Origin of the sequence: Blautia sp. An249, assembly GCF_002159835.1 — a bacterium.
Classification (GTDB): Bacteria; Bacillota; Clostridia; order Lachnospirales; family Lachnospiraceae; genus Blautia_A; species Blautia_A avistercoris.
The window spans coordinates 118,763-137,000 of record NZ_NFJL01000002.1 but is presented as its reverse complement, the minus strand read 5'-3'; the positions used below and the strand labels follow the sequence as shown (position 1 = coordinate 137,000).

The 18,238-nt window shown below is 47.7% G+C and carries 4 protein-coding genes; all 4 read right to left on the bottom strand.

Translation table 11 applies throughout. The features are described from left to right. Positions 1–72: 72 nt before the first annotated feature. Positions 73–1,323, bottom strand: a complete 1,251-nt coding sequence (gene hflX / locus B5F53_RS02530) for a GTPase HflX (protein ID WP_087219287.1) — start codon at positions 1,321–1,323, stop codon at positions 73–75. Between the two features lie 27 nt (positions 1,324–1,350). Beyond that, on the bottom strand, positions 1,351–5,283 hold the full coding sequence (locus tag B5F53_RS02525) for a hypothetical protein (RefSeq protein ID WP_087219284.1): 3,933 nt from the start codon (positions 5,281–5,283) through the stop codon (positions 1,351–1,353). Between the two features lie 195 nt (positions 5,284–5,478). Further along, complete coding sequence (locus B5F53_RS02520; protein ID WP_087219280.1) at positions 5,479–11,508, bottom strand: beta-L-arabinofuranosidase domain-containing protein; 6,030 nt, start codon at positions 11,506–11,508, stop codon at positions 5,479–5,481. A gap of 281 nt (positions 11,509–11,789) precedes the next feature. Next, positions 11,790–18,143, bottom strand: a complete 6,354-nt coding sequence (locus B5F53_RS02515) for a family 43 glycosylhydrolase (RefSeq protein ID WP_087219277.1) — start codon at positions 18,141–18,143, stop codon at positions 11,790–11,792. Positions 18,144–18,238 lie beyond the last annotated feature (95 nt).

Here is an 18,238-nt window from a genome sequence, read left to right as displayed (position 1 = left end):
TTGTGTTTGATTTTTACTTTTCACAATATGTGGTATTCTTTTCCATTTATTTCCAGTCATTGTCCGGAATCATCAGGATTCGGTTACGGCCGCATAATACTCTCCCGGAATATAGGCTTTAATGCGGATGCCGTCTTCCTGATATTCTTCTTCCAGAAGTTCCCCGTATTTACGGATAATCTGGATTTTCCCGGCGCTTTCGTAGGGATACAGATGTTCCAGATAAATCCGGCCTTTCCGCAGGATTTCTCCCAGAACTTCCTTCAGCTCTTCCATCCCTTCCCCTGTCTTCGCGGAAACCTCCAGGGAATAATCGGCGCGAAAATCCCGGAAATGTTTCTTTTCCTCCAGCTTATCCTGTTTATTAAAGATGGTCACCACCGGTTTGTTGACCACCTGCAGTTGTTTCAGCGTTTCATAGACAACCTCCATCTGGGTTTCCATCTGGGGATTGGAGGCGTCTGCCACATGAATGATGATATCCGCATAACGGGCTTCTTCCAGAGTACTCTGAAATGCCTCCACCAGATGATGGGGCAGTTTCCGGATAAATCCCACCGTATCGGTTAATAAAATCTCCTGATTCTGATCCAGTTTTAAAATCCGGGTGGTGGTATCCAGGGTAGAAAACAGCATCTCATCGGCCAGTACCTCTGCCCCGGTCAGATAATTCAGGGTAGTGGATTTCCCACTGGAACTGTAGCCTACCAAAGCGGCAATCTTCTGATTATTTCTGCTCCGCCTGGATCGTATCACTTCCCGGTGACGCTTCACTTCTTCCAGTTCTCTTCTTAACTGTCCGATTCGTGCCCGGATCAGACGTCTGTCCATTTCCAGCTTCTTCTCACCGGGACCCCTGGTTCCGATTCCTCCGCCCAGACGGGACAGAGAGGTTCCGAGACCTGCCAGACGGGCGGAACGGTACTTTAACTGAGCCAGTTCTACCTGAATCTTTCCTTCCCTGGTTCTGGCTCTTCCTGCAAAAATATCCAGAATCAGAAGTGTCCTGTCCATGACTTTACATTCCAGCTCCTCCTGGAGATTTTTCATCTGGGCCGGGGAGAGTTCATCATCACAGATCACGCCGTTGGCATCCAGAATCTGCAGTAATTCCCGGACTTCTTCTATCTTGCCTTTTCCGATATACGTGCCCGGATGGACACTTTCCCGTTTCTGGATGACGCCGGCACACACTTTTGCTCCTGCTGTCCGTGCCAGCTCACCCAGTTCCTCCAGAGATTCCTCGGTTCTCAGGGAGTCCTCCTGCTGCACTCCGATTAATATTACTGTCTCTTCGATTTTGTTCTCCGCATCATACGCCATAAAATCTCTGGTCACTCCTTCGTTTTCTTATTTCTTTGCGCCGGATGCCCCTGCTGTATCGTAGGTACCCCACAGGTTCGTTCCGCTGCTCTGTTTTACATAAGCTCTTACTGTGTAATAGTAAGTGGTTCCCCTGGTTCCTGTGGTATCCGTATAACTTCTGGTTCCGGCTCCCACAGTTGCTATGGTCTTCCAGCTTCCTCCTGCCGTCTTTCTGAATACCCGGTAGCCGTCGGCAAAGGTATTGGCTCCTGCTTTGGATCCGGTCCAGGTAACGGTAACTCCCTGGCCGGAGGAAGAGGCTTTTACAGATGGCGCAGACGGTACCGCCATTCCCATAACGGTTCTCTGGTAGTCGCTGGCAACCGTTCCTGCATAAGCTTTTACCGTATAGTAATATGCCACTCCCATTTTCGCATTTCCGTCCCGGAATTTCAAGGTTTTTCCGTCAACCGTTCCAATGGAGGCAAAAGCAGTGCTGCCATTTGCTTCTTTCCGGTAAATCACATATTTTTCTGCACCTGTTACGGAACTCCAGGATACTTCCACGGTACAGTAATTGACAGAACGTGTTTCCACCAGAGGAAGTCCCAGGGCTTTCACCGGAACCTTCGCCGTTACATCTGTGGGATATAAGGTAGCGGTTCCCGCCGCATTTTCTTCCCAGAAGCCTTTCACTGTATAATAGTAGGTAACTCCCGGTTTCACAGCAGAATCCACATAGGCGGTCTGTTGTGCATCCACCGTTTTCAGACCTGTAAAGCTGCCTCCTGCCTCTTTCCGGTAGATTCGGTAGCTTTTCGCTCCCGCAATCTTCTCCCAGGTTACTTCTATGGTTTCATCTTCTTTATCCTCTGCAGATACCACCGGCATCACACCGGCAAATTCGGATTCTGTATACGGAATCGTTACCTGTACGTCTGTAGGATATTGGGTGCAGCTTCCTTTCGCGTCTTCTTCCCAGAAGCCCTTCACCGTATAATAGTAAGTTGCCCCCGGTTCGGCTGTTTTATCCACATAGGAACTCTGAGCCCCGCTTACGGTTTCCAGTCCTTTAAAGCTGCCTCCTGCTTCTTTCCTGTATACCCGGTAACTGGCGGCTTTCTCCACCGGCTCCCAACTGACGTTTACGCTTCGATCTTCTAAAACAGTGGCTGTCACCACCGGCATCTCCTGAGAGAACTTCTCTTCTGTCATAATCTCTTTGACAAAATAGTCTCCATTCTCCCGGTATCCCAGTTCATAAACAGAGTCACCTTCCCACGTGAAGGAATCTGCTTTTCCTTTTTCCGCATGGACCACCACTTCTCCTGGGACTGGTTTCTCCAGAGAGAGAGGAATGGTTCCCCATACGTTTTCACTTACTGTCAGTTTCGCCCCTTCTTTCAGGCTTACGTTCAGATTTTTGGCTCCCTGCATACTGAATCCGTCAATCAGAGTCTCTCCTGACACATAAATCTCAATGATTCCCTCCGGACTTTCATTTCTCAGGTATCCCAGACTGCTGCAGTCCCCTGTTAAAAGCAGATAACTGTTGTCAATCTCACAACCTGCCAGATCGGTAATACCTTCTGCGGTCATATTCACCGGTTCGTCCTTGCTGCCCCAGTTATACAGGAACAGATCGGTCACTTTATTATTCAGATAATTTCTGACTCCTGTGATACTTCCGATTTCCAGGTTCTGTCCGTAAATTACGAAATCCACATAGAAAGAACGCTGAGGATTCGTCTCATCCCTTAAGCCTTTTAAAGTTCCTGTCACGCTGTCTTCGATGGTAATTTTCTTCTTGCTGGCTTCTGCCCGGATGACCAGATCCGTGCCTCCCATCTCCAGTTTCACATTTTTCAGGGTAAGGCTTTCCGCTGCGGCAATGGTCTGAAGTCCTTCTCCCGCTTTCAGGCTCCTGCCGCCGCCATCCAGAACCAGTCCCTTTGCAGGGAGAGCTGCTTCTCCCTGGACGTTCCATTCCTGATCGGCCAGAAGGGTAAGGATGTAGGTTCCTTTTTCCTCCTGTTCTTCAATGGCTTTCAGAGCTTTTTCCAGAGACTTAAATACCTGGCTGTCCATTCCCGGGCCGGTCACTTCCGCCAGATCCGGCAGTTCCACCAGAGCGTCCAGGGCATTCTGAATTGCCGCTGCCATGGCGTCTACCTCCGACTGACGGCTTTCATCCAGATCCCACTGTACGGATTCTATGGCTTTCGTTACCTCTGAGAAATCCTCATAATTCTCAGGATTCAGCTTCCCGGCTTCCTCTATCACTTTTTCCACGCCGGTATAATCTGCCTTCACCAGTTTCGCTATGGGTTCTGTATAGGTATGACTGTTGTCATACTGACAGGTAAAGGTTTTCACCCCGTCTTCATAAATGGTAGGCGGCTTGGTTACCTCTCCCTGATTCCAATCATGCTGGACCTCAATTTCATTTCCGATAACTGCAAATAACTTTGTACAGATACTGGAAACCCGATTATTGTTTGTCAAAGGATTCTGATCTGCAGCTATCATGTCTCCCTGATTGTCAATCCAGATATTATTTTCTGTGCTGGCTCCGTTATAACGTACGGTTCCCTGGTTTGTAAGAATTCCATTATTCACAAAAGTTCCGCCGGCAGAAGTATCCAGAGTTTTTCCACCTGAAATAACGACGTCCGCTCCGCCTACCACTTCCAGATTCTGTCCGGCGTTTAGTACATAGTCATATTGCGTCTGGAAATTTCCGTGCATATAGAGCGTCTTCTCTGTAAAAACAACTCCTCTGATAAAAGAACTGGAGTCCCAGTTGAAACTGCCGGAGGCCTGACATATGTACTTAACCGTATCGCTCATCACCCACGCCCTATCGCTGATATAAATATCTCCGGTATACTGTCCGGCATCTGCCGTATAGGCCCAGATTCCAATGAGATTGCCTTTAAATTCCAGCTCACCTCCGCTCACCTTTACATCTCCATAGGATAGCACTCCATAGGGAGCCGTAATGGTTAATTCACAGCCGGTCATCTGGGTGATATATTTTTTATCCAGATTCTGGGTACTGACTGCCACCTGGTCAGCGGTTAATGTTCCGGTACAGTTGGTCAGATATACCCCTCCGAACCGGCTCTGAAGGGCTGCGGAAGCTTTTGCGCTGACTTCCAGGTAAGTATCTGAAATCGTCAGATTCCTGTTATTGGCATGAATCCCCACCACATCGGCGTCAATAACAACATTACTGTTTGTAACAGTCAGGGCGTCAAAGCAGGTCAGAGCGGCTCCATTGGATGTTAAATCCAGAGAACAGTTTTCTACTGTCAGATTATACTCGGAAAAAATGGTTCCGCAGCTTCCATCCATGCCGTCTTCCGCTTCGTTTGAGGCGATAATATTTAAGTTTTTCAGGCTCATGCTTCCCACCGCCTGAATGGCATGGGAAGTTCCGTTAACTTCTAATGTGGGCTTTTCTCCCCCTTCTGCTCCGCGGATGTCCAGTGTATAATTCTCTCCGAAACTGATTCCGTTTCCAAGGCCGGTGCCGGAATCCACGGTTATCTTATTGTAACTGCCTGCCGCCAGTTCCACAATCAAATCACATCTGGTTACAATCCGGCCGCCGTCATAGCCGTCCAGATACAGAATGCCTGCGTCTGCGTCATAAGACCAGCCCTCGCCGGAGTTTACGGTAAATGCATCCACTCCGTCTACCTGAAGCACATTCTCCTCGGGCAGATCCTCATCGGATAAGGGCTGTATTCCCCCATTGGTTTCTCCGGAATCTGCCGAAGGATCTTCCAGCAGTTCTCCTTCCGGCTCATCTTCCTCCTGCAGAAGCATCTCTTCCTGATTCAGCAGCTCCTCTTCCAGAGGCGGACTTTCTTCCAGTACAGTTCCCCAGGCAGAAACAGGGAAACTGGCTGCCGTCATAACCGCCGCCAGAAAACAGGCCAGAACTCTTGTATATTTTTTCTTTTTTCTCATTTTTACCTCCTTTATTTGTAATCTTATTTCACTGTTGTCATTATTATACGATAAATCCTCTGTCTTCTCCATCTCTTTTTTATTTTTCCGAATAATTTTACAAATCCGGCCCTGTTTTCCTGATATTTTTCTTCTATAACTAAAAGGAGCCCAAAAGTCTTTTTTATGACTTTTGGACTCCTTTTTCTCTATTGCTTATTTCTTTACGCCTTTTACTCCTGCTGCATTATAAGTACCCCAGAGGTTTGTTCCATTGCTCTGTTTTACATATGCCCGTACAGTATAGTAGTAGGTGGTTCCCTTCGTTCCTGTAGTATCGGTAAAGCTTCTGGTGTTTGCTCCTACAGTTCCTATGGTTTTCCAGCTTCCGCCTGCTGTCTTTCTGAATACCCGGTAACCGTCTGCAAAGGTGTTGGCTCCTGCTTTGGATCCGGTCCAGGTAATGGTTACGCCCCTGCTGTTTCCGGATGCGCTTAAGGACGGAGAAGACGGCACAGCCATTCCTGTGGCGTTCTTCTGGTAATCACTGTACTGACTTCCTGCATAAGCTTTTACTGTATAATAGTAGCTCACGCCCATTTTCGCATTTCCGTCACGGAAGCTCAGAACGGATGCACTGACAGTTCCGATAGACTTAAAGGACGTTCCGGCCTTTGCTTCTTTCCGGTAAATCACATATTTATCTGCTCCGGCAACCTTATCCCAGCTTACTTCCACGGTGCAGTAGTTCAGGGAACGGGTGCTTACCACCGGGGTTTCCAGACTGTCTGCTGGAATCTTAACCTGTACGTCAGAAGGATATTTGGTGGCGGTTCCCTTTGCATCTGCTTCCCAGAACCCTTTCACGGTATAGAAATAGGTAGTTCCCGGTTTGGCTGTTTTGTCCACATAGGAGGTGGTTCCTGCTTCTGCGTTTGCCAGTCCCGTGAAGCTTCCGCCTGCTTCTTTCCGGTAAATCCGGTAGCTCTTTGCCCCTGTGATTTCTTTCCAGTTTACTGTTACGCTCTGATCTTCGTTTACAGCAGCAGTCACTGATGGCATTAAGGTAGCAAATTCTTCTTCGGTCAGCGGCAGGGAAACTTTTACGTCCGTGGGATATTTGGTGCAGACTCCCTGGGCTTCTGCCTCCCAGTAACCTTTCACGGTATAATAGTAAGTCACTCCGGCCTGAGCCGTACGATCCACGTAAGAAGTGGTATCGGCATCTGTGGTGGCAATTCCTTTAAAGCTTCCGCCTTCTGTCTTCCGGTAAATCCGGTAGCTCTTTGCATTATCAATGGATTCCCAGTCAACGGAGACCGTTCCGTCTTCCTGAACCGCAGCCGTTACTTCCGGCATTACTTCCTGGAAGTCTTTCTGAAGCTGTTCCGCATCTGCCGGAAGGGTTACCTGTACGTCCGTGGGATATTTGGTGCTGATTCCCTGTCCGTCTGCTTCCCAGAATCCTTTGACTGTGTAGGAATACGTCTTCTCCGGTTCCGTCTCTTTATCCACATAGGAGAGCACATCTTTTCCGAGAACTGCAATCTGCTGATATTCCTCTTCCCCTTCTGCTTTCCGGTATACGCCGTAACTCTGTGCGTTCTTGACCGGTTCCCATTCTACCAGTACCTGGCTTTCATTATAGACAGAAGCCGTTACTTGGGTAGTGGTATTCTGGAATTCTTCCTGTTCCGTATCGACTTCTTCTTCCTCTCCTTTTACAATATGGATGGTGTAAGAAGCTGCCGTCTCATGATCCTGCGCCTTTGTATTTAAGACCACATCAGTTGATTCTTCCCCAAGGACAATCGTTCTTAACTGTGTATCGTCAATCAGAATGTCTCCTACATAAACCAGTCCGCTGTCTTTAACCGGTGTTGCTTTCATTTTCACAGACTCGGTATCCTTTGGAACCGTTATGGTATATTCTTTCACTTCCGGATCGAAAGGCTGATCCCATTCGCCTGCGGAGAAAGTCAGATCTTTCAGGTTCGGATTGGTATCGTAGTCTGTATTAATGCTGATTCCGTAGAGACCGCCTACAAGACCGCCGGTGGACTGGAATTTGATGGTAATTCTGCCATCCTCAGTCAGTTGATCTTCCGTCAGATACTTCGCCGGAATTTCTCTGCGGATCGTATAGAAACCATCACTGGTGACCTCCTGCCCGGAAGAATTCAGACGCTCTGTCACAAATTTTTCTCCGTTTAAGTAAATGTCGAAGCTTCTTCCGTTATCTGCCTTTGTATAAGTAACAGACAGATAATTTTTCTCTGCTTCCGGATCCACCTTCATCTGATAGCTGAACCAGCCGCCTGCTTCGGCATGGCGGTACTGACGGCCGCCGTAGGTTCCCACACCGGAATTGTCAGACGCCTGAAGGTTCTGAGCCATTTCATAATTGTTATTGTCGAAGTTATCCAGGTAAGCAGAACTGGATTCCTGCTCTCTTAAAGCCACCTTATTCTCCAGGATCTGCGCCTGCAGTTCTGCAGAATCCGGTTCTGCAAAATTCATATACAGACCGTATCTCTCATTATAACGCAGATAATGAGGGGTATAAATCAGATTGTCATCCTGATCCGTTCCCTGCAGTTTAAACTGTACCTGTCCGTCTTCGCTGTCTTCAATCCGAACCAGATTCTCTTTCAGATTGGCTTTCCATTCTTCTACAGTCTCATCCTTCAGATTAATCGTAGTAACAGCCGTACGGTCAAGAACCGGTGCGTAAACAATGATTCCGGCGCCTTCCTGTTTGTCCATGTCCTTTGTGCCGAGGCCTGTGCTAAGCACCATAGGACCATACTTAAAGGCGATCATATTGGGCTTATCCGGCATTGCCACATAGGTAACTTCCATGGGCATGGTAATTTCGATTTCATCTCCTGCTGAAGCTTCGATGGGGAAATATCCGTTTTCCGCTGAAATCTCTTTTACTGCTCCGTTGACTTTGATGGTGGCGTCTGCTGCCAGCCAGTCTGGCTGACGCACATAAATCACGCTGCCGTCTGTCTGGTTTACGGTAAATTTCACCACGTCTTCATTTGGCATATTGGCTTCCTGAGAAAGACTGATGCTTCCGTCATCATAATTGCTGCTGAAGAACATGTTGACATAAAGTCTTCCTTCTTCTCTCAGATAAATGGTATCGCCCAGCTTCGTAAAGTTCTCTACGCCGGTACCAGTGCAGCACCAGAAGCTGTCATATGGGGTGCTGTAAAGTTTGTAGTATCCCGGCGCCATAGGCTGGAAGTACATGCTCATACCTGTTTCCGGATTCTGAGAAGATAAGATTGCATTGATATATGTATTTTCATAATAATCCATGTATTTCTTATCTCCGGTTACCTGGAACAGGGCGCGGGATAGTTTCAGCATGTTATAAGTATTACAGGTTTCACAGTTTCTGTTATTGGCATGTTCACCCAGGGTATCCTCTGCACGGAAGTGTTCGCTCTCACTGTTTCCTCCGGTGATGTATGTATGGTGTTCAATTACAATATCCCAGAAGTTAACTGCGGCCTGAAGATAGTGTTCTTCTTTCTCTGTCACTTCTCCTCTGGCGTCCATCACCTGATACCGTTTTAAAGCTCCGATAAATTTCGGGATGGTGGTATTGGCATGTTTATTGGGCAGTACGTCGTTTCCTGCGGCAAGCTGATCGAATAAGGCAGTTTCATCAAAACATTCTGCTACCGCTTCAAAATGCTCGTTCCCGGTCATATAGAACAGATTGTACAATGCTTCGTTCATTCCGCCGTACTCAATATTCAGAACCGTATTCTTGGTAGAATCGCTCCAGGTCTGGCTGCGGTTATACAGATATTCTCCGAAATTGCAGGCTACTGACAGAGCCTCTTCTCCCACATCTCCCTGTACGTTTCTGGCAATGTCAATCAGTCCTGCCAGTACCTTATGCAGGTTGTAATAAGGAACCAATACATTTCCCTGATCGGTGGATCCGGTTCCTTCTACCGCGTCTAAACGATTCTCTTTAAATGCGGAAATATAACCTCGGCTGGAAGGATGAGCCTCTCCATAGGCATCCTGACATTTCTTCAGACCTTCTACCGCTGCCACGATCTGCTCCAGCAGGGCTTCTTTTGTGGCTTCGTCTCTTGTGGTCACATAAGACTGAGAGAGCGCAGACATATAGTGTCCGAAGAAATGGCCTCTGAAGTTGCTGCCGGTGGAAGCTTCCCATCCGCCGTAACCGCTGTCTGTGGCCGGATCCAGACCTGCAACAATGTAAAATTCATACAGGAATTTTTCGGAACTCATGGAAAGGAGGTATTCGTTCTCTTTTTCCAGAGCGTTTACCTGATAGTCGTCGGATACAGTTACAAACTGGGTATCCACTTCCTCTAAAATCGGTTTCTGTACCGTAACAATAAATTCTTTTTCTTTTGTCTCTTCATTTAATGAAAGGGTTGCCTTTAAAGTCACTTCCACGCTGCCCTCTTCCGGAACGGTAACCTTTCCCTCAGAGGTGATAACTTCTTCGTTGGAAGATTCCCAGGCAATGGCGCTGCCGTTTTCCCCTTTTTCCGGAAGCATCATATCCGCTGCAACCGTAGACGGGAGACTTAAAGCTTCGTAGTCTGCGATTAAGTCATCCTCTGTGGTAAATTCCCGGCATTCCTCATATACCCCAATGATTTCTTCCTGGGTCATAGGAGCATCTGTAATTAAGAATTCGTCCATCGCCACGGAAGCATAACCACCGTTATATTTTGGTCCGTTATATCCCAATGCTTTCTGCATGGTGTTGTCCGGATCAATCACGCCGTCTGCCCCGTTATTTCCGATGGCATAGTCTATATTGGTTTCCTGCTCTTTTCCGTTTCTGTAGATTTTTACTTCTTTTGTCTCTTCATCAAAGGTGACAGCCACGTGGGTCCATTCCCCTGCCGGGAAGAATTTGCTTCTGTCAGATTTCACGGACACTTTATAGGGCTGTTTTCCTGAATCTGATGAGCCGATGGAAATTGCTACCGGAGTATTGTTATTTTCCGAACTGATATACCAGCCGTCTGTATACCACTCCTCTTTATTCCAGACGAAGATCTGTTCTCCTGACATGGTTGTCTCCGGTTTCACCCAGAAAGCTGTGGTCAGGCTGGAGGGATTCAGTTCCGGAGAAGTTCCCAGATCCAGATACGTCTTTCCATCAAACTGGAAGGCCTGGGTTCCTTCTTTGGCCCCCTCGGTATAGTTCTCTGTTCCATTGGCAGTTACTGTATGTCCTCCACTGGAGCTGTCTTCCAAATTTCCCTCGAAAGAGAGATGGATCTGCTGCTGCTCATAGGCCGCCGGTTTCTGTGCGTCGTAATCAGCCTGAATCGTTTCTGCATCTTTGGCATAATTGCTGATGGATACTTCATCCATAGCTATATTTTTCATGAAAGAACCATTGTATTTTGGTCCGTTGTATCCGATGGCTTTCTGCATGGTATTATCGGAATCAATCACACCGTCGGCGCCGCCCTGTCCGATGGCATAATCAATATGGGTTTCCTGCTCTTCTCCGTTACGGTAAATCTTCACATCCTTGCTTTCAGCGTCAAAGGTAACCGTCACCTGCGTCCATTCTCCGGCCGGGAAAAACGTATCCCTGTCTGTACGGACACTGACTTTATAGGGCTGTCCGTCTGCAGATCCCACAGATAAGGCTAACGGAGCCGTATCGCTTTCAGAAGCCAGATACCATCCGTCTGTATTGTATTCCTCTTTGTTCCAGAAGAAGATCTGTTCTCCGCTCATGGTCTCTTCCGGATTCACCCAGAAAGATACGGTCAGACTGGAGGGATTCAGTTCCGGGGAAGTTCCCAGATTCAGATAGGTCGTTCCGTCAAATAAAAATGCCTGTTCCCCTTTTTTAAGACCGTCTGTATAGGTTTCCGTTCCTGCTGCGCTTACCTGATTGCCTGTCGGCGAACTGTCCTCCATGGTTCCCTCAAAAGAAAGATGCAGCACTTCCTGCTCTTCTTCCAGGGAATTGGGGGCAATTCCGTCTTCTTCATCCTGAATCTCATCGTCGGATCCGTCCTCTTCTTCCATCAGTTCTTCTGACTCTTCTTCCAGGAATTCGTCCATTTCTTCCAGTTCCTGGCTGAGAATCATACTGTCTCCTGAATCTTCTTCCAGAACAGAAGCCCCAACCGAAGCGGCCGGTCCGGAGACTGCCATGGTAGCTGTTAAAAGCCATACCAATGACTTGGAAATTAAATTTTTCCTTTTCAACTCAGTTCCTCCTTCCAACTTGCTATTTTTCGTTATGAATAGTTTATCAGATTTTTACAAGCATTTATTTAAATTTCTTTTGAACTTTGTTTGTTTTTTTATTTGATTTTGAATCCCTTCTGAAAAAAGTTGTTTTTTTACCATACAAGTTTGTTTTTTTTAGGTATATCTGTTCAAAAATCACAATCAATTACATTCCCCCAAATTTTAAGGCTCCCATCCCGGTCATAAAACCGGTACGGGAGCCTTGGCAATTCAGGCGGGTTTTCCGCGTTTTCTTTTTACTTTTTCACTCCGGTTACCCCTGTGGTGTTGTAGGTTCCCCACAGATTGGTTCCATTGCTCTGTTTTACATAAGCACGAACGGTATACACATAAGTGGTGCCCTTGGCTCCGGTGGTGTCGGTAAAGCTTCTGGTGTTCGCTCCTACGGTTCCCACCGTCTTCCAGCTTCCGTTTACTGTCTTTCGGAAGATCCGGTAGCCGTCTGCAAATTTATTTGCCCCTGCCTTGGATCCCGTCCAGGTAATGGTCACGCCCTTACTGCTGCTGGATGCGCTTAAGGCCGGTGAGGACGGTACCGCCATTCCTGTCACTGTCTTCTGGTAGTCGCTGTAGATGCTTCCTGCATAAGCTTTTACTGTGTAGTAGTAGTTCACGCCCATCTCTGCATTTCCGTCCCGGTACTGCAGAGTGCCTCCGTTTACAGTTCCGATGGATCTAAAGGCGGTTCCTGCTTTTGCTTCTTTGCGGTAAATCACGTATTTGTCAGCGCCCGCGATCTTATTCCAGGTCACTTCCACCGTACAGTAGTTGACGGATCGGGTTTTCACGGACGGAGTTGCCAGAGAGCTTACCGGAACCTGGATTTTTACATCGGAGGGGTACCGGGTAGCAACGCCTTTGGCATCTTCCTCCCAGAAACCTTTTACGGTATAGTAATAGGTTTTTCCTTCCTGGGCAGTGGTATCCGTATAAGTGGTAACTCCTGCTTTTACATTGGCCAGTCCGCTGAAGCTTCCTCCTGCTTCTTTCCGGTAAATCCGGTAGCTGGCTGCATGTTCAATCTCTTCCCATTCTACCACAACACTGCCGTCATCTGTTTTTGCAGTTACACTGGGCATTACCTGTTTAAATGCTTCCTGCTGTTCTTTGGTGGTATTTGGAATTGTTACATGGACATTGACCGGATAGCGGCTCGTAATTCCCTGAGCCTCTTCTTCCCAGAAGGCTTTTACCGTATAGTAATAGGTCTCCCCTTCCACTACCTCTTTGTCCACATAAGTAAGTTCTTTCTGAGAGGCCACGGCGATTCCCTCAAAAGAGCTGCCGTCTGCCGCTCTTCGGTAAATACCGTAGCTCTTCGCATTTTCCACCGGCTGCCACTGAATCACTACCTGATTGTTTTCATCTACGGAGGCGGTAACTTCTGTCATGGTCTCCTGGAAAATCGCTTCTTCATCCACAGGAGCTTCCTCAATGGTCAGTTTCGCACTTACCTGTCCGTCTTCAAATACGAAATTGATAAGATGAAGTCCGATTTCCAGAGAATTCAGATACTCAGGACTTACTTCAATGGTCATCGCCTCTTTGTCTGCTGTATAATTGGAAGGATCCACATCGATTTCATCAACTGTTATATTCTGGAATTTATCCAGATTGGGGCTTAACTCATAAACCAGCCCTGTCTCTGTCTCTGTCTCTTTCTGCCAGGTACTGTCTGCCCCTTTCAGAATTTCATATTCCGTCTCCTGGGGTTTTAACTCCAGGCCATCTATGGCTTTTTCCAGCTCTTTTTCTGCATCGTTTACCTGTTTCTGGGTGGCAGTGTCATCTCCGAAAACAGTCAGGGCCGCTTCCAGTTTTTCCTGCATTTTGGCCACGCTGTCTTCCGTATATTTGTCCACGTCTACAGCTGTGGCACGTTCAATGGCATCTTTCAGGCCGTCTTTATTCACTTCGGCGGTTCCTTCTGTAAACTGCCAGTAATCAATATCCATGAGACTCTCTGATTCTCCGGTTCCGCTGAACGTAAAGAAGATGCTGTGGGTATCTGTAATCGGGGTATCCAGATTACAGGTATACTCCTGATAGGTTCCGTCTCCTTTTGGCACTTCTAAAGTTCCTGCCACAGGGCCGTCCGGAGAATCCAGATGCAGGGTGATACTTCCTCCGTCATAAGAAGCAATTCCCGCAGTAAAGCTGATCGCACCGCCGGTTCTGAAGTCCATGCCTGCCGCCGCAACCCAGTCGCCGTCCTGCAGACTGGTCAGCGCCCGGTTCCTGGGTTCTGTATAGCCGTCTCCCGGTTCGCTGCAGTCTTTCATATCAATTCCCGACTGCCATGCCACCGTTTCTCCCTCAACTCTTTCGTACGGATTTAATTCTGTCAGCTGGCTGACGCCTGTACGATCTGCCGGGATCTGTTTGATGTCGCCGTTGCTGTAATAGGATACCTCATTAATGTGTGTGGAACGGTATCCTTTCTCTATTCCCATCGCCTGTCCCAGAGTCTGGGCATGATAGGTAATATAGGACTTTCCGTTAAAGGTAAAAATTGCATGATGATTGTTTCCGCCCACGCCGAAATAGGTGCTTGGGTTCAGCAGAATTTCCCCTTTGTATTCATAGGGACCCATGGGATCATCGCTGACCATGTAGCAGATATTTCCATATCCCGGATACCCTTCCACAGAGGAATGATCTCCTGAGAAATTGGAGCAGTAGGTATAGTAATACTTTCCGTTTGCCTTATGAAGACCGCCGTCTTCAAACATACACGGGGCGTCAATCATCTGGGCCTCGCCCTCTACACTGGTCATATCGTCGCCCAGTTTAATAATTCTGGCCGTCTTTGGGTTCAGATCCTGCCCTGCCGGAATACCTCCTCCAAATACCAGGTAACCGCTTCCGTCATCGTCCACCATGACTGCCGGGTCGAACATCCATACAACCCCCTGGGCTCCCGGTACGGAACCGTCCACTAAGACTTTTCCGTTTGGATCCCGGAAAGGACCGATGGGAGAATCTCCTTCCAGAACGCCGATTCCGCTGCCGCCGTTGCAGAAGTACAGGAAGAATTTATCTTCGCCGTTAATCTTCTTATAAGCAGCCGCAGGCGCCCAGGACAGGGATGCCCATTTGGCAATTCCCTCTTCTCCTGCCACATGAATGGTTCCGTGATCGGTCCAGTTAACCATATCAGCAGAAGAGACTACCCGTATTTCCTGAATGGTTCCATAGGTATTGTCAATCACTTCTCCCTGATCGTTATACTCGAATTCGTCTGCCGTCATGTAAAGATAAACTCTTCCGTCATAAACCATGGCAAAGGGATCGGCGCCGAAATCATAGTCAATCACCGGATTGGAGTATCCCACTTTCTTAGCCACGGCCTCTGTATCCAGGGCTTTCATGGAAATATTGGATACAGCCTGTCCTACCTGATAGTGGGCTTCGTCTCCTGTTACTTTTACGTAATCCACTCTTGCAGAAGTCTGTACATCTTCTGTGAGATATTTGCTGACTTTAAGAATTACCGTGGCAAAAAGTTCACCGTCGTTATGCTTAAAGTCTGTATCTTCTCCTGTTACGGAAAGGAGCAGCTGGCCGTTGGTATAAGAATAGGCGGCCGTTCCTGAAACATTTTCTTTCTTAAACTTCACATCGGATACCTGGAATTCTTCCGGTATATTTACGGACATTTCCAGTTTTTCATAGCTGCCTTCCGGAAGGGCATCCATGGTAATGGGAAGCTCAATCTCTGTGTTGGCAATGCCGGGGACGTCGTTTAAATTTTCAAGGGAAACGCTCAGGGTTTCTGTTTCACTTCCTGTATTATGACTTCCGTCATCTTCCACATGGAAGTAATCAAAGTCTACGTATCCGCCCTTGGTTTCTGTGGCGTAATTAAAAAGTCCGAACCGGTATCCCATAAAGTGCGGAATTGTATAAGCCATCTGCAGAGTATCGCCAATCTGAATCCATTCTTCGCCGTCTAAACTATAATAGAAAGCAGCTTTGTCTGTTCTCTGACGGTAATCAAAATCCACTCTCAGATAAACACGATCCTGATTGAGTTCCACTCTCTCGATTTCATCTCCGTCAGGATTGTCATCTGTCTCTGTTTTTACCATTACCAGATACTTCTGGTTGTTCTCCATCTTCACACCTACGAATCCGTAATGAAGCTGGAAGGCGGCCAGACCTGCCACATCTCCGTTTTTCATATCATGTACTTCTAAAGCTACATTTCCGGAACAGGTAGGACCATAGGTTCTCTGGGTCAGTGTGTTGCGGGCTTCCTGGATATTATCCACTGTATTTCCTGTGGTCAGCCGCAGATAGCCGCTTCGTGCTGTTAAAGACCAGTTATTATTGTTGGGATTATGATTCCACTGCCATGCCAGATTCAGGTTGGAGCCATTATAATCATTTTCTCCCTGTTCTGTCTCTTCCGGCACCTCCTGGTCTGCTACTTCTTTCACAGATACTTCGTCCAGATAGTAATCCATTAAGTCATTGAAAGGATCCTGCTGGGAAGTCCAGGTGGTTTCCACAAATACCGTGACTTTGGAAAGGTCGGCGTCTTCCGGTACGGTATAGGTACCTTCAATGGTTCCCCATTCCCCTTTGGTTATGGAAGCGCCTTTTCCAATATCTGTTCCGCTCCATTTATTGGTTCCATACTGGAAGGTAATATTGAAATCCCGTTTCTCCGGGCCGTCCAGATATTTCACTTTCGCGCTGAGGTAATAGGTCTTTCCTGCCTCCAGCTTCCCGGTCAGATCCTGCATGGGTCCGCAGGTGGTGTCTTCCTTTCCGGAGACAAACAGACTGCTGGTTCCGGCTGCCGCATCTTCCTGGGTAACTTCCAGATTCACAGCTCCGTTATAATTACGAACCTCCCACGGATCCATCCCGGACTCAAATCCTCCGTTTAAAATCAGGCCATAGTCCTCCTCACAGGATACAGAAATATCATCCACGTAAAAATCCATCAAATCATTGACCGGATCCTGTTCTGCTGTCCAGGTGGTTTCTACAAATACATAGGATTCTGTTAAATCTGCATCTTCCGGTACGGTATAGGTGCCTTCAATGGTTCCCCATTCTCCTTTGGTAATGGTGGCTCCTTTCCCGATTTCCATACCGCTCCACTGATCCGTTCCATAGTGGAAGGTAATATTAAAGTCTCTCGTATCCGGCCCCTCCAGATATTTTACTTTCGCGCTGAGGTGATAGGTTTTGCCTGCTTCCAGTTTTCCGGTCAGATCCTGTTTGGGCCCGGAACCGGTTCCCACTCTCTCTGTTACCAGAAGGCTGCTTTCACCGCCGGCTGCCTCGTCCTGTGTTACTTCCAGAACAGCGCCCTCTTTGGACTCCCAGCCGGTATCTCCCTCTTCAAAACCTCCGTTTTCCAGAAGTTCCACATAAGAGACTTCTCCGCCCAGGGTTTCTGCCGCAGATAAGAGAGCCGGCGCTTCTTTTACAAGCGTCGCTTCTTCCACAGGTTCTGTGCTTTCTGTATCGGAATAAATTTTCCTGGTTTCTCCGTTATAAAACTCATCGGAAACTACAATTCCTTTTTCCCCTGTGCTGACTCCGGGGATGTCCATCGTCACTTCCGCTTCTCCGTTTTCATTGCCGAACACTGGCCAGTTGTCTTCCCAGGTTACAGGAACCAGAACCGGGATTCTTCCCACAGAACCGTGATCCTGGAACAGCAGGGAATACCAGTCTCCCTCAGGAGTCTGGAAGACGCCGCCCTGGGCCACTCCCGCGCCGTCCATAATTCCGTCGAATTCCAGACCGGAATCAAATACTTTCTTACTTTCCCAGCCGTTGCCGTCCAGAGTTTTTGAACGCCAGCAGACTTCCTGTCTGCGTCCCCCGGTGGGCCACTGAATCATGAAAAGATAATAGTACTCGCCGATTTTATACGCATGAATTCCTTCTGAAATATAACTTACCGGAGCATTTACCTGATTTCCGTCGTTATCAAGAGCTGTGTACTCAACCAGAGTAAATTCTTCTCCGAAAGTAATATCCCCGTTTTCATCTTCCGTCAGTTTTCTGCATCTGGCTGTCCCGCTTCCATAGACCACGTACATCTCATCTTCTGTGGTCAGCAGAGAAATATCATGGAGATAGCCGGTAAACTCAGATTTATGCCAGGGACCGTTCTCGATATCTGAAGTAGAATATACATAAGTTTTCCCTGTGGTCATACATCCGAAGGTGACATAGAATTTCTCCTTAAAATACCGGATGCTGGCAGCCCAGGAACCGTTTCCGTAGCTTTCCTGTCCGTTTCTTAAGGCTAACTCATCGCTGTCTCCCAGCGTGTCATAAACATAATTTACAATCTCCCAGTTGACCAGGTCTGTGGATTTCATGACCGGGCAGCCCGGAGATAAATGCATGGTGGTGCTTATCATATAATAGGCGTCTCCCACGCGGATCGCGTCCAGATCCGGTACGTCTGAATAAATCACCGGATTGGAAAACGTCCCGTCGCCGTTGTCAGAAGAAACTGCTGCGTTTACTTCCGATACCGGCATCAGTGAGAAAATCATCACCAGCGATAAAACCATCGCTGCGATTTTCTCAAACCAGTTTCTTTTCCTTTTCATCTTGTTTCCTCCTGTTTTTTAAAAGCCCGGCCGGACAGCTTTGCCGCCTGGCCGGGCTCTTACGTAAATGAAGATCAGAACATCCTCTTGTAACC

Coding starts and splice junctions, on each gene's coding strand:
- B5F53_RS02515 (WP_087219277.1), bottom strand. CDS start 18,143: ATGAAAAGGAAAAGAAACTGGTTTGAGAAAATCGCAGCGATGGTTTTA.
- B5F53_RS02525 (WP_087219284.1), bottom strand. CDS start 5,283: ATGAGAAAAAAGAAAAAATATACAAGAGTTCTGGCCTGTTTTCTGGCG.
- hflX (WP_087219287.1), bottom strand. CDS start 1,323: ATGGCGTATGATGCGGAGAACAAAATCGAAGAGACAGTAATATTAATC.